Source organism: Streptomyces griseobrunneus, from assembly GCF_046713465.1.
GTDB lineage: Bacteria > Actinomycetota > Actinomycetes > Streptomycetales > Streptomycetaceae > Streptomyces > Streptomyces microflavus.
The window spans coordinates 1,765,442-1,779,144 of sequence record NZ_CP177080.1; the positions used below are offsets into that span (position 1 = coordinate 1,765,442).

Genomic DNA, 13,703 nt, shown 5'->3' on the forward strand with positions numbered 1-13,703 from the left:
CGTCGCTCACTTGTCCGCCCCCTCGGGCTCGTCGGTGCCTTCGGCCTCGTCGGCCGGCTCGATGGGCTCGTAGACCAGCACCGCCCGGTTGTCGGGACGCAGGGCCGCCTCCGCCGCCTCGCGCACCTCCTCCGCGGTGATGTCCAGGACGCGTCCCACGGCACTCAGGGCGAGCTGGGGGTCACCGAACAGGACCGCGTAGCGGCACAGTTCGTCGGCGCGGCCCGCGACCGTCCCCAGGCGGTCCAGCCACTCGCGCTCCAACTGGGCCTGCGCCCGCTCCATCTCCTCCGCGGTGGGGCCGTCGGCGGCGAACCGGGCCAGCTCCTCGTCGACCGCGGCCTCGATCGTCTCCACCTCGACACCGCCGGAGGTCTTCACGTCCAGCCAGCCCAGCGAGGGCGCCCCGGCGAGCCGCAGCAGCCCGAAGCCCGCCGCCACCGCCGTACGGTCGCGCCGGACCAGGCGGTTGTGCAGCCGCGAGGACTCGCCGCCGCCCAGCACGGTCAGCGCCAGGTCGGCCGCGTCACAGGCGCGGGTGCCGTCGTGCGGGAGGCGGTAGGCGGCCATCAGCGCACGCGCCGGGACCTCCTCGTGGACCACTTCGCGCAGCTGCTCGCCGATGGTCTCGGGCAGCGTGCCGTCGCGCGGCGGCTGCTTGCCGTCGTGGGACGGGATGGAGCCGAAGTACTTCTCGACCCAGGCGAGGGTCTGCTCGGGGTCGATGTCCCCGACGATCGAGAGCACCGCGTTGTTGGGCGCGTAGTACGTACGGAAGAACGCGCGGGCGTCCTCCAGGGTTGCCGCGTCCAGGTCGGCCATGGAGCCGATCGGGGTGTGGTGGTACGGGTGGCCCTCGGGGTAGGCGAGGGCGGTGAGCTTCTCGAACGCGGTGCCGTAGGGCACGTTGTCGTAGCGCTGGCGCCGCTCGTTCTTGACGACGTCGCGCTGGTTCTCCATGGACTCCTCGTCGAGCGCGGCGAGGAGGGAGCCCATACGGTCGGCTTCCAGCCAGAGAGCCAGCTCCACCTGGTGGGTGGGCATGGTCTCGAAGTAGTTGGTCCGCTCGAAGCTGGTCGTCCCGTTGAGCGAGCCGCCGGCCCCCTGGACGAGCTCGAAGTGACCGTTCCCCTTGACCTGTCCCGAGCCCTGGAACATCAGGTGCTCGAAGAGGTGAGCCAGACCGGTGCGTCCCTTGACCTCGTGGCGCGAACCGACGTCGTACCAGAGGCAGACCGCGGCGACCGGGGTCAGATGGTCCTCGGAGAGCACCACACGCAGGCCGTTGGCCAGGCGGTGCTCGGTCGCTGTCAAGCCGCCGGAGCCGGCCTGTGCTGTGGCCGTGTGACCCATGGGCATGTACGTCCCTTCGATCGCGATACTGGACTTCCTGCCAGACCTGCCACTCTAAGCAAGCGCACCGGCACCTGGCGAAGTTCCCGTTCCGTGGATGTTTCCGTCGATGGTGCCCCAGGTGGCACCGCCCGGGAGCGCTTCGGACGGGTCGAGGTCCGCGTTGTCAGTGCGGCGGTCCACAATGGTCCGCGTCAGTAGCTCGACTTGTCAGCTCGTGTCGCCCCGAACAAGCTCAGGTTGTCCGAACAGAATCCGTGAAGGAGTCGCAGCCGCGATGGCCCGCCGTAGCACGAAGACCCCGCCGCCGGACGACTTCGAGGAGAAGATCCTCGACATCGACGTCGTCGACGAAATGCAGGGCTCCTTCCTCGAGTACGCGTACTCGGTGATCTACTCCAGGGCCCTGCCCGACGCCCGCGACGGCATGAAGCCGGTGCACCGGCGCATCGTGTCCCAGATGAACGAGATGGGACTGCGCCCCGACCGCGGCTATGTGAAGTGCGCGCGCGTCGTCGGCGAGGTCATGGGCAAGCTGCACCCCCACGGAGACGCGTCGATCTACGACGCCCTGGTGCGGATGGCACAGCCCTTCTCGATGCGGCTGCCCCTCGTCGACGGCCACGGCAACTTCGGCTCTCTCGGCAACGACGACCCGCCGGCCGCGATGCGGTACACCGAGTGCCGGATGGCCGACGCCACGTCGTTGATGACCGAGGCTATCGACGAGGACACCGTCGATTTCCAGTCGAACTACGACGGCCAGGAGCGCGAGCCGGTCGTCCTCCCGGCGGCCTATCCCAACCTCCTGGTCAACGGGGTCTCGGGGATCGCCGTCGGCATGGCGACCAACATGCCCCCGCACAATCTGGGCGAGGTCATCGCCGCCGCCCGCCACCTGATCAAGCACCCGGGCGCCGACATCGAGACGCTGATGCGTTTCGTCCCCGGCCCCGACCTGCCCACCGGCGGCCGCATCGTCGGGCTCAACGGGATCAAGGACGCGTACACGGCGGGCCGCGGCACGTTCAAGATCCGCGCCACCGTCGCCGTGGAGGACGTGACGGCGCGCCGCAAGGGCCTCGTCGTCACCGAACTGCCCTTCACCGTCGGCCCGGAGAAGGTGATCGCCAAGATCAAGGACCTGGTCTCGGCGAAGAAGCTCCAGGGCATCGCCGACGTCAAGGACCTCACCGACCGTGCGCACGGCCTGCGCCTGGTCATCGAGGTGAAGAACGGCTTCGTGCCGGAAGCCGTGCTGGAACAGCTCTACAAGCTGACGCCGATGGAGGAGTCCTTCGGCATCAACAACGTGGCCCTGGTCGACGGCCAGCCGCTCACCCTGGGCCTCAAGGAGCTGCTGGAGGTCTATCTCGACCACCGCTTCGAGGTGGTGCGCCGGCGCAGCGAGTTCCGCCGCACCAAGCGCCGCGACCGGCTGCACCTGGTCGAGGGGCTGATCGTCGCCCTCCTCGACATCGACGAGGTCATCCGGATCATCCGGGACAGCGACAACTCGGCGCAGGCGAAGGAGCGCCTGATGGCGCACTTCTCACTGAGCGAGATCCAGACGCAGTACATCCTGGACACCCCGCTCCGCCGCCTCACCCGCTTCGACCGGATCGAGCTGGAGAGCGAGCGCGACCGGCTCAACGGTGAGATCGAGGCGCTGAGCGCGATCCTGGAGTCGGACGCGGAGCTGCGCAAGCTGGTCTCCACGGAACTGGCCGCGGTGGCGAAGAAGTTCGGCACGGACCGGCGCACGGTGCTGCTGGAGTCGGCCGGTTCGCAGATCGCGTCCGTACCGCTGGAGGTCGCCGACGACCCGTGCCGGGTGCTCCTCTCCTCCACGGGCCTGCTGGCCCGTACGGCCAACGCGGACCCGGTCGAGGTCTCCGAGGACGCCCGGCGGACCAAGCACGACGTGATCGTCTCGGCGGTCGCGGCGACGGCCCGCGGCGATGTCGGGGCGGTGACTTCCACCGGGCGGCTGCTGCGGCTCTCGGTGATCGACCTGCCGCAGCTGCCGGACACCCACGCGGAGCCCAACCTCTCGGGCGGGGCGATGGTCTCGGAGTTCCTCAACCTGGAGGCGGACGAGGAGCTCATCTGCCTCACCACGCTCGACGAGGCCTCGCCGGGGCTGGCGATCGGCACCCTCCAGGGCGTGGTGAAGCGCGTCGTGCCGGACTATCCGGCCAACAAGGACGAGCTGGAGGTCATCACCCTCAAGGACGGTGACCGCATCGTGGGCGCGACCGAGCTGCGTACGGGCGAGGAGGATCTGGTCTTCATCACCTCCGACGCCCAGCTCCTGCGCTACCCGGCGGGCTCGGTGCGTCCGCAGGGGCGGGCCGCCGGAGGCATGGCGGGCGTCAAGCTGACGGCAGGGGCCGAGGTGCTGTCGTTCACGGCGGTCGATCCGGCGGCGGACGCGATCGTGTTCACGGTGGCCGGTTCGCACGGGACGCTGGACGACTCGGTGCTGACGTCGAAGCTCACCCCGTTCGACCAGTATCCGCGCAAGGGCCGGGCGACCGGCGGTGTGCGCTGCCAGCGGTTCCTGAAGGGTGAGGACGTCCTGGTCTTCGCCTGGGCGGGCGCCACCCCGGCCCGGGCCGCCCAGAAGAACGGCACCCCGGCGAAGCTGCCGGAGCCGGACCCGCGGCGCGACGGTTCGGGCACGCCGCTGCTGGAGCCGGTGGCCGTGATCGCCGGGGCGCCGCTGTAAGCGGGCCGGTGACGTAGCGGGAAGCGGCCGGGGGGGTGTTACGCCTCCGCGGCCGCTTCTTGCGTTACGCCTCCGCAGTCGCTTCCCGCACGTCCCCGGGTACGTCTTCGTGCTCCGGTTCCTGTTGTACGTACCGGAGCACCCCCCACATGCTGCGTTCTGCGTCAGGGGTGCCGAGGCCATCGGCGGGGTCGTCTCCCGCCACCGGGTTCTCCGCAGGTTCCGCACGGCAGGCGGTGAGCCCGTCCCGCAGCGCCCCGGCGTCGACACCGGCCCCGATCATGACGAGCTGGGTGAGCCGCTGTTCACACCTCGCCCAGGGCTGCGGCACGAAGCGCAGGAACCGGCCGACCGCGTGGAGCGCGTACTTGTTGTCCCGGTCCCCCGCTCCGAAGTCCGCGAACCCCTTGATCCGGTAGAGGCCCTCGGGCCGGGAGTCCAGGAACGTCATGAAGCGGCGCGGGTCCATCGGGGTGTCCGAGGTGAAGTCGACGCTCTCGTACGCCGCATGAAGGTGGTCGGCGTGGTCCTCGTGCGCGTGGCCCGCCTCCTCCCGCAGCAGATCCTCGAAGGTGAGCTGACGGATCTTCTCCTCGCCGTCCGGCCGCAGCGCGGGATCGAAGAGCAGCTCGGGGTCGATCCGGCCGTGCACGGCCGAGATGACGGCGGCGGGGCCGCTCAGCTCCGCGACACGCTCGCGCAGCCGCTCCTGCTCGGCCTCCCCCACCCGGTCGGTCTTGTTCAGGACCACGAGGTCGGCGACGGCCAGATGCCGGTCGATCTCGGGGTGGCGCTCCCGGGTCGCGTCGAACTCGGCGGCGTCGACGACCTCGACCAGACCGCCGTACAGGATGTGCGGGTTCTCGCTGGCCAGCAGCATCCGTACGAGCTCCTGGGGCTCGGCGAGACCGCTCGCCTCGATGACGATCACGTCCAGCCGGGCGGAGGGGCGGGTGAGCGTCTTCAGGAAGGTGTCGAGTTCGCTCGCGTCGACCGCGCAGCACAGACAGCCGTTGCCCAGGGAGACCGTCGAGCCGACCTGCCCCGCGACGGTCATGGCGTCGATCTCGATGGACCCGAAGTCGTTGACGATCACGCCGATCCGGGTGCCCGCGCGGTTGCGGAGCAGGTGGTTCAGGAGGGTGGTCTTGCCTGATCCGAGAAAGCCCGCCAGGACGACGACCGGGATCTGCTGGGTGCGGGGCGGGGTCAACGGGGGCCTTCCTCGGATGGGCGGTCAGGGCGCGGGGACCGGCTGCGGCGGGGGTGTGCCGATGTAGCGGGCCGCAGGGCGGATGATCTTGGAGTCCTCCGCCTGCTCCAGGATATTGGCGCTCCACCCGATCACCCGCGCCGCGCAGAAGGTGGGCGTGAACATCGCGCGCGGCAGCCCGCAGAGCTCCATGACGACCCCGGCGTAGAACTCCACGTTGGTGTGCAGCTCCCGCCCCGGCTTGAGCTCGGCGAGGATGGCCTCCACCTGCTGCTCGACCTCCACGGCGAAGTCGACGAGCGGCCCGCCGAAGCTCTGCGCGATCGACTTGAGCATCCGGGAGCGCGGGTCCTCGGTGCGGTAGACGGGGTGGCCGAAGCCCATGATGCGGCGGCCGGAGAGGACCTGTTCGCGGATCCAGCCGTCGATGCGGTCCGGGGTGCCGATGGCGTCCAGGGTGTCCAGGGCGCGGCTGGGCGCTCCGCCGTGCAGCGGTCCGGAGAGCGCTCCGACGGCTGCGACCAGGCAGGCGGCCAGGTCGGCGCCGGTGGAGGCGACGACGCGGGCGGTGAACGTGGAGGCGTTGAAGCCGTGGTCGACGGTGGAGATCAGGTACTGCTCGACGGCCCGGACCCGGTCGGGCTCCGGCTCGCTGCCGGTGAGCATGTACAGGTAGTTGGCCGCGTAGGGCAGGTCCTCGCGGGGCTCGACGGGTTCGAGGCCCTGGCCGAGGCGCTGTAGCGCGGTCAGGATCGTGGGTACGGCGGCGCAGGCGGCCAGTGCGTCCGCGCGGCGGCGGTCGGCGTCGAGGTCGTAGACCGGGCGGTATCCGGTGGAGGCGCCGAGCAGCGACAGGGCCGTACGGAGTCCGGCGAGCGGGCCGGAGACGGCGCCCGCGCGGGCGATGGCGGGCAGCGCCTCGCGCACCTCGGCGGGGAGCGTACGCAGGCTCGCCGTACGGGCCGCGAAGTCGGCGGCCGCTGCCCGGCCGGGCAGCTCGCCGTGGAACATCAGGTACCAGACGTCCTCGAAGCTACGGGTCCGCGCGAGCTCGATCGCCGAGTACTGGCGGTAGTGGTAGAAGCCCTCGCGGCCGCGTACGTCGCCGAGGGCGGTGTCGGTGACGACGACGCCGGCGAGACCGCGGGGGACGGCAGAGGTGGTGGTCATGGCTGTTCTCTCCTCCATGCATGCAGCATTGATTCGACTGTCCATGCTTGACTGTAAATCTGTCAATGTTGACTGAGTCAATGTGAACACGGAGTGGATACGGTGGTTCCCATGACGGATCAACCAGAGCCCGGCCGACCGGACGCACCCCGGCTGACCACCCGGGAGGCGGCCGAGCTGCTGGGGGTGAAGCCCGAGACGGTGTACGCGTACGTCAGCCGGGGTCAGCTCAGCAGTGTGCGGGCAGCAGGCGGCAGGGGCTCCACGTTCGACGCCGACGAGGTGCGGGCGCTGGCCCGGCGCTCGGGGCGGCGCGAGCCGTCACCGGCCGGGGGCGACCTCGTCTTCCGTACCGGCATCACCCTCATCGAGCAGGACCGGTACTACTTCCGCGGGGTCGATGCGACGGAGCTGGCCCGGAACCACAGCTACGAGGAGGTCGCGGAGTGGCTCTGGACCGGTGAGCTCCGGCTCGGGGCACGCTTCACCGCACCCGCCGAGACCCTGGCGGCCGCTCGCCGGACGGTCGGTGCGCTGCCGGCGCACAGCGGCTCGACGGACCGGCTGCGGGTGGCGGTGACCGCTGCGGCCGCCACGGATCCGCTGCGCTTCGACCTCTCACCGGGTGCGGTGCTGAGCAGTGCGCGGAGCTTGATCCCGACGCTGGTGGGCGCATTGCCGGTGCTCGGCGTACCGGAGGCCGACGGGGGTTCCCTGGCGCGCGAACTGTGGCCCCGGCTGACCGCGCGGCCGGCGGACGCCCCGGCCCTCGCCGTCCTGGACGCGGCCCTGGCCCTCCTGATCGACCACGACCTGGCGGCCTCCACCCTGGCCGCCCGGGTCGCCGCCTCGGCGCGCGCCCATCCGTACGCCGTGGTCTCCGCAGGCCTCGGCGTCCTGGAGGGGCCGCTGCACGGAGCCGCGAGCGGACTGGCCCACCGCATGCTCCAGGAGGCGGTGGACCGGGGCAGCGCGGTCCCCGTGGTCGCCGACCATCTGCGGACCGGGCGCCCGGTGCCGGGGCTGGGCCACCGGCTGTACCGGGGCGAGGACCCGCGGGCCCGGACCCTGTTCGCCCTGCTGGAGGACGTACCGCAGGCGGCCGGGGCGCTGGCGGCGGCCCGGGAGGTCGTCGCCACGACGGCCCGCCACGCACCGCTGCACGCCAACATCGACCTGGCGCTCGCCGCCCTCTCCGTCTCCTGCGGGATGGCGGCGGAGGCGGGCGAGACGGTGTTCGCGGTCTCCCGCACGGCGGGCTGGATCGCGCACGCGCTGGAGGAGTACGGGGAGCGCCCGCTGCGGATCCGGCCGAGCGGGCAGTACACCGGCCCCCGGCCACCCCAGCCCGCCCCTTGAGCCCTCAGGTCCGGACCAGCGCAAATTAGCTACGGATCAGAGGGAATTCTCGCGCGGCGGCTGGGCGGTGGATCCGCGCACCACCAGTTCGGGCTCGAAGAGCAGCTCGTCCGAGGGCACGGTCCGGCCGCCGATCTGCACCGAGAGCAGCTCCACGGCCGCGCGCCCCATGGCCTCGATGGGCTGGCGGACGGTGGTCAGCGGCGGCTCGGTGCAGTTCATGAACGCCGAGTCGTCGTAGCCCACGACCGATACGTCGTCGGGCACCGAGAGTCCCCGGCGGCGGGCGGCCCGGACCGCGCCCAGGGCGAGCGGGTCGCTGGCGCAGATGATGCCGGTGACGCCCCGCTCCAGCAGGCGCATGGCGGCGGCCTGCCCGCCCTCCAGCGAGAACATCGCCCGCGCCACCCACTCGTCGGGGATGCTCGTGCCGGTCTCCTCGGCGAGCACCCGGGCGGCGGCCAGCTTGCGCTGCGAGGGAACATGGTCGGACGGGCCGAGGACGAGGCCGATGCGCTCGTGCCCCAGCGAGACCAGGTGGCGCCAGGCCTGCTCGACGGCGACGGAGTCGTCGCAGGAGACACCCGGGAAGCCGAGCCGGTCGATGGCCGCGTTGATCAGGACGACGGGGATCTTGCGGTCGGCGAGCACCTTGTAGTGGTCGTGCGGGGCGTCCTCCTGGTGGTAGAGGCCGCCCGCGAAGACCACGCCGGAGACCTGCTGCTGGAGGAGGAGCTCGACGTAGTCGGCCTCCGAGACCCCGCCCTTGGTCTGCGTGCAGAGCACCGGGGTGAGCCCCTGCTGGGCGAGTGCGCCGCCGACCACTTCGGCGAAGGCCGGGAAGATCGGGTTCTGCAGCTCGGGCAGGACGAGCCCGACCAGCCGGGCCCGCTCCCCCCGCAACTGCGTGGGCCGCTCGTAGCCGAGGACGTCCAGCGCGGAGAGAACAGCCTGCCTGGTGGCGTCGGAGACGCCCGGCTTACCGTTCAGCACCCGGCTGACCGTCGCCTCGCTGACTCCCACCTTCTGGGCCACTTGAGCAAGTCGTCGCGTCATGAGCGCAAGATTAGCGCAAGAAGTGCAAGTAGATTGCGCTACTGCCGAACTCCCCGCAACGTTCTCAGAACGCCCGTACGAGAACGCTCACAGAAGGCGCGCCGCCAGGCAAGGGGTGCACGCGGATCCCCTGCCCCCTCCACCCCGCACCCGTCCATGGATTTCCACCGGCCCTCGACGCCGTTTACCGTCTCTACGATGAACGCCCCATCGATCTCCGACCGGGGACCGCGCCGGTTCGGCTGGCCGCAGCGGGTCTTCTCCCAGGTCCTGCTGATGCAGCTGGCCATCATCACGGGCGTCACCGTGCTGGTCACCGGCCTGTTCCTGGCCCCCCTCAGCGCCCAGCTGGACGACGAGGCGATGCGCCGCGCCCTGGCCATCGCGCAGAGCACGGCCGCCCAGCCCGGGATCGCGGAGGACCTGCGCACCACGGAGGCGTCCGCGTCGGGCCCCGTGCAGTCCGCCGCCGAGCGGATCAGGCGGGCCACCGGCGCGGAGTACGTCGTCGTCATGGACCGCCGGGGCGTGCGCTGGTCGCACCCGGAGACGGACCGGATCGGCGAAGTGGTCTCCACCGACCCCGGGGACGCGCTCCGCGGCCGGGAGGTCATGGAGATCGACAGCGGGACCCTCGGCCGCTCGGCCCGGGGCAAGGTGCCGCTGTACGGCTCCGCCGGTTCCTCGGGCTCCGCCGGCTCTTCCAGCTCGTCCGAGGTGGTCGGCGCGGTTTCGGTCGGGATCGAGTACGACAGCGTCCGCGCCCGCCTCCTCGGGGCGATCCCGGGGCTCCTCGCGTACGCGGGCGGGGCCCTGGCCGTCGGCGCGCTCGCCGCGTACCTGATCTCGCGCCGACTGCAGCGGCAGACCCATGACCTGGCGTTCTCCGACATCTCCGCGCTGCTGACAGAGCGCGAGGCGATGCTGCACTCGATCCGTGAAGGGGTCGTCGCGCTCGACGGCACGGGCCGCATCCGGCTGCTGAACGACGAGGCGCAGCGGCTGCTCGGGCTCGGCCCCGAGGCGGCGGGCCGGCCGCTGGCGGAGGTGCTGGACGGCGGCAGGACCGCGGACGTGCTGGCGGGCCGGGTCGTGGGTGACGACCTGCTGGCCGTCCAGGGCGGCCGGGTCCTGCTGGCCAACCGGATGGAGACGGACGACGGCGGGGCCGTGGTGACCCTGCGCGACCGGACCGAGCTCGAACACCTCGGCCGCGAGCTCGACTCCACCACCGGGCTGATCGACGCGCTCCGCGCCCAGGACCACGAGCACGCCAACAGGCTGCACACCCTGCTGGGCCTGCTGGAGCTGGAGATGCACGAGGACGCCATGGAGTTCGTCACGGAGGTCGTGGGCGTCCACCGGGCGACGGCGGAGCAGGTCACCGAGAAGGTGCAGGACCCGCTGCTGGCGGCCCTGCTCGTCGGCAAGGCGACGGTCGCCGCCGAGCGTGGCGTCTCGCTGCGGCTGGCCCCCGGCACGCTGCTGCCCGACCGGGTGGTCGACCCGCGCGGCCTGGTCACGGTGGTCGGCAACCTCGTCGACAACGCCACGGACGCGGCGGCCGGGTCGGGCGACGCCCGGATCGAGGTCGGGCTGCGGGCCGAGGGCCGTACGGTGGTCCTGCGCGTGCGGGACAGCGGCCCCGGGATCGCCCCGGAGCAGTACGCGTCGATCTTCACCGAGGGCTGGTCCACCAAGGACCTCCCGGCGCACGGCAAGCGCGGCCTCGGGCTCGCCCTGGTCCGCAGGCTCGCGGAGCGCCAGGGCGGCAGCGTGACCGTCGCCGGGGCCGATGGCGGCGGGGCGGTGTTCACCGTCGTCCTCCCGGAGGCGCTGGCCGGGCCGGAAACGGCGGATCCGGCCACGGCACCGCATCCCGCCACGACAGGAGACAACCGGTGATCCAGGTCCTGATCGTGGACGACGACGTCCGGGTGGCGCGGATCAACGCGGCGTACGTCGCCAAGGTCGCCGGATTCCGGGTGACCGCACAGGCCCACTCGGCGGCCCAGGCGCTGGCCGTGGTCGAGGACGTACCGGTGGACCTGATCCTGCTGGACCACTACCTCCCGGACCGCAACGGCCTCACCGTCGTACGGGAGTTGCGCCGGCTGGGCCGTCAGGTCGACGTGATCATGGTGACCGCCGCCCGCGATGTGGGCACCGTGCAGGACGCGATGCGGCACGGCGCGCTCCAGTACCTGGTGAAGCCGTTCACGTACGCCGGTCTGCGCTCGAAGCTGGAGGCGTACGCGGCGCTGCGCCACACGCTCGACGGCGGCGGGCAGGCCGAGCAGGCGGAGGTGGACCGGCTCTTCGGTGCCCTGTGGGCGGCGGGCGAGACGGACCTCCCCAAGGGCCACTCCCCCACCACCGCCGAACTCGTCCGGCAGGCGCTGCGCGACGCGGACGGGCCGCTCTCAGCCCAGGAGATCGCGGAGAGCGCGGGGATGAGCCGGCAGACGGCCCAGCGCTATCTGAAGCTGCTGGAGCGGACCGGCAAGGTCCGGCTGACGCTGCGGTACGGCGAGACGGGCCGCCCGGAGCACCGGTACGCCTGGGCCGCCGGCTGAACCTTCAGGGCCTCACGCGGCCCCGGCCCCCGTGAGTGCCCGGACCTCGCTCTCCGCGTGCTTGGCCTCGTCCGGCTTCTCGCGCGAGGTGACCGTACCTAGCCAGCCCGCCAGGAAGCCGAGCGGGATCGAGACGAGCCCCGGGTTCTCCAGCGGGAAGAGCTGGAAGTCGACGCCGGGGAAGAGGGACGCGGGGCTGCCCGAGACGACGGGTGAGACCAGGACCAGGACGACGGCGGGGACGAGGCCTCCGTACACCGCCCAGACCGCGCCCCGGGTGGTGAAGTTCCGCCAGAACAGGGAGTAGAGCAGGGCCGGGAGGTTAGCGGAGGCGGCCACGGCGAAGGCGAGGCCGACGAGGAAGGCCACGTTGAGGTTCTGGGCGAGCAGGCCGAGCGCGATGGCGACCGCCCCGATCCCGGCGGCGGCGACCCGGGCGACGGCCACTTCGCCGTACTGCTTGCGGCCCGGGCGGCGGAGCGAGGCGTACAGGTCGTGGGCGACGGAGGCCGAGGAGGCCAGCGTGATGCCCGCGACGACGGCCAGGATGGTGGCGAAGGCGATGGCGGCGACGACGGCGAAGAGAACCGTTCCGCCGGTGGAACCCTCACCGCCGCCGAGCACCAGGGCCAGCAGGGGTACGGCGGTGTTCCCCGCCGCGTTGGAGGCCCGGACGTCGGCGGAGCCCACGAGGGCCGCGGCGCCGAAGCCCAGCACGATCGTCATCAGGTAGAAGCTGCCGATGAGGCCGATGGACCAGACGACGGACCGGCGTGCGGCGCGGGCGGTGGGCACGGTGTAGAAGCGCGACAGGATGTGCGGCAGCCCCGCCGTGCCGAGGACGAGGGCGATGCCCAGGCTGATGAAGTCGAAGCGCGAGGTCCAGTCGCCGCCGTAGCGCAGGCCGGGGGCGAGGAAGTCCTTGCCGTGGCCGCTGCGTTCGGCCGCGGTGTTCAGCAGGCTGTTGACGTCGCCGCGGAAGTGGACCAGGACGAGCACGGTGAGGGCGACGGCTCCGCCCATCAGCAGCACGGCCTTGACGATCTGGATCCAGGTGGTGGCGCGCATCCCGCCGAACGACACGTAGACGACCATCAGCGCGCCGACACCGACCACGGTCCAGGACCGGGCCGCGTCGCTCGTACCGCCGAGCAGCAGGGCCACCAGGGAGCCCGCGCCGACCATCTGGGCGACGAGGTAGAGCACGGAGACCGTGACGGACGAGGTGCCGAGCGCGGTGCGCACCGGGCGCTCGGCCATCCGTGCGGCGACCACGTCGGCGAGGGTGAACCGGCCGCAGTTGCGGACGAGTTCGGCGACGAGCAGCAGGACGACCAGCCAGGCGACCAGGAAGCCGACCGAGTAGAGCATGCCGTCGTAGCCGAACAGGGCGATCAGCCCGGAGATCCCGAGGAAGGAGGCCGCCGACATGTAGTCGCCGGCGATGGCGAATCCGTTCTCCATGGGCGAGAACAGGCGTCCTCCGGCGTAGAACTCCTCGGCGGAGCCCTGTCGGTTGCGGCTGACCCAGGTGGTGATGAAGAGCGTCACCGCGATGAACGCGCAGAACAGCAGCAGGGCGAGTGTCTGGTGGTCGCCTCTCAACGTCCCGGCCCTCTCGTCGTCTGCGGGCCCGGGCCGTTCGCCAGGTCCGGTTCCAGTCCTCTCGTCATCTCCTGGGTGTCCCACCGCAGATCGAGTGCGGCCCGGTCCCTGCGCAGCCGCGCGTGGCGTGCGTACGCCCAGGTGAGGAGGAAGGTGGTGAGGAACTGGCCGAGACCCGCCACCATCGCCACGTTGACCGCTCCGGCGACCGGGCGGGCCATCAGCCCGGACGCCGTGGTGGCCGCGACGACATAGGCGAGGTACCAGAGGAGGAAGGCGAGGGCGGCGGGCGCCACGAAGCGGCGGTAGCGGCGGCGCACCTCGCGGAAGGCCGCGCTGCGGTGCACCTCCAGGTAGATCTCGGCCGCGCTGGGGGCGGGCCGCGGCTCCCCGGGCCCGGGTGTGCCGTCGCTCCCCGCGTCTCCCGCGCCGTCCGCCTCGCCCCAGCCCGCGGCCGATGCCTCGTACCACGGGTCGTCGAGCCGCACTCCCGCGGCCGTCGGCCCTGCTTCCTTCTCCACCGAGCAACTCCCTTGTCCACGGACCTTTTCGGCCGCGTGGCCCACCATGGGCGGTGGGGGAAGATCCCGGACGCGTCATTCGCCCGAATTCACCTCTTCAGGTGACAGAAGTGCCGGAC

10 protein-coding genes are annotated in these 13,703 nt (G+C 71.8%); 4 read left to right on the forward strand and 6 right to left on the reverse strand.

Going from position 1 to position 13,703, the window contains the following annotated elements:
- Positions 1–6: 6 nt before the first annotated feature.
- The gene (locus ACK8N7_RS07715; protein WP_403215812.1) at positions 7–1,353 is read right to left on the reverse strand and encodes a M16 family metallopeptidase; all 1,347 of its coding nucleotides are present in this window, start codon (positions 1,351–1,353) and stop codon (positions 7–9) included.
- Between the two features lie 277 nt (positions 1,354–1,630).
- Here ACK8N7_RS07715 and ACK8N7_RS07720 point away from each other — a divergent pair, with 277 nt between their 5' ends.
- Positions 1,631–4,084 (forward strand): DNA gyrase/topoisomerase IV subunit A, encoded by a 2,454-nt coding sequence (locus ACK8N7_RS07720; RefSeq protein WP_403215690.1) that lies wholly within the window; start codon positions 1,631–1,633, stop codon positions 4,082–4,084.
- 64 nt (positions 4,085–4,148) lie between these two features.
- Here ACK8N7_RS07720 and ACK8N7_RS07725 read toward each other — a convergent pair whose 3' ends face one another.
- Both ACK8N7_RS07725 and ACK8N7_RS07730 read right to left on the reverse strand, forming a co-directional pair.
- Complete coding sequence (locus ACK8N7_RS07725; RefSeq protein WP_500441636.1) at positions 4,149–5,297, reverse strand: CobW family GTP-binding protein; 1,149 nt, start codon at positions 5,295–5,297, stop codon at positions 4,149–4,151.
- Between the two features lie 24 nt (positions 5,298–5,321).
- On the reverse strand, positions 5,322–6,467 hold the full coding sequence (locus ACK8N7_RS07730) for a citrate synthase/methylcitrate synthase (protein ID WP_351094617.1): 1,146 nt from the start codon (positions 6,465–6,467) through the stop codon (positions 5,322–5,324).
- A 111-nt stretch (positions 6,468–6,578) separates the two neighbouring features.
- On the opposite strand from ACK8N7_RS07730, the gene ACK8N7_RS07735 reads away from it, so the two are divergent.
- Positions 6,579–7,826, forward strand: coding sequence for a citrate synthase (locus tag ACK8N7_RS07735; protein ID WP_403215694.1), 1,248 nt, complete (start codon positions 6,579–6,581; stop codon positions 7,824–7,826).
- A gap of 36 nt (positions 7,827–7,862) precedes the next feature.
- Here ACK8N7_RS07735 and ACK8N7_RS07740 read toward each other — a convergent pair whose 3' ends face one another.
- Complete coding sequence (locus tag ACK8N7_RS07740; protein WP_015611931.1) at positions 7,863–8,882, reverse strand: LacI family DNA-binding transcriptional regulator; 1,020 nt, start codon at positions 8,880–8,882, stop codon at positions 7,863–7,865.
- A gap of 198 nt (positions 8,883–9,080) precedes the next feature.
- On the opposite strand from ACK8N7_RS07740, the gene ACK8N7_RS07745 reads away from it, so the two are divergent.
- Entirely contained in the window at positions 9,081–10,787 is a 1,707-nt protein-coding gene (locus ACK8N7_RS07745) for a sensor histidine kinase (RefSeq protein WP_500441639.1), read from the forward strand.
- The gene (locus tag ACK8N7_RS07750) at positions 10,784–11,458 is read left to right on the forward strand and encodes a response regulator (RefSeq protein ID WP_403215698.1); all 675 of its coding nucleotides are present in this window, start codon (positions 10,784–10,786) and stop codon (positions 11,456–11,458) included. The genes ACK8N7_RS07745 and ACK8N7_RS07750 overlap by 4 nt, the downstream gene beginning before the upstream one ends.
- A 12-nt stretch (positions 11,459–11,470) precedes the next feature.
- Here ACK8N7_RS07750 and ACK8N7_RS07755 read toward each other — a convergent pair whose 3' ends face one another.
- Complete coding sequence (locus ACK8N7_RS07755) at positions 11,471–13,063, reverse strand: monocarboxylic acid transporter (RefSeq protein WP_403215699.1); 1,593 nt, start codon at positions 13,061–13,063, stop codon at positions 11,471–11,473.
- Entirely contained in the window at positions 13,060–13,584 is a 525-nt protein-coding gene (locus tag ACK8N7_RS07760) for a DUF485 domain-containing protein (protein WP_500441641.1), read from the reverse strand. The genes ACK8N7_RS07755 and ACK8N7_RS07760 overlap by 4 nt, the downstream gene beginning before the upstream one ends.
- Between the last annotated feature and the right edge of the window lie 119 nt (positions 13,585–13,703).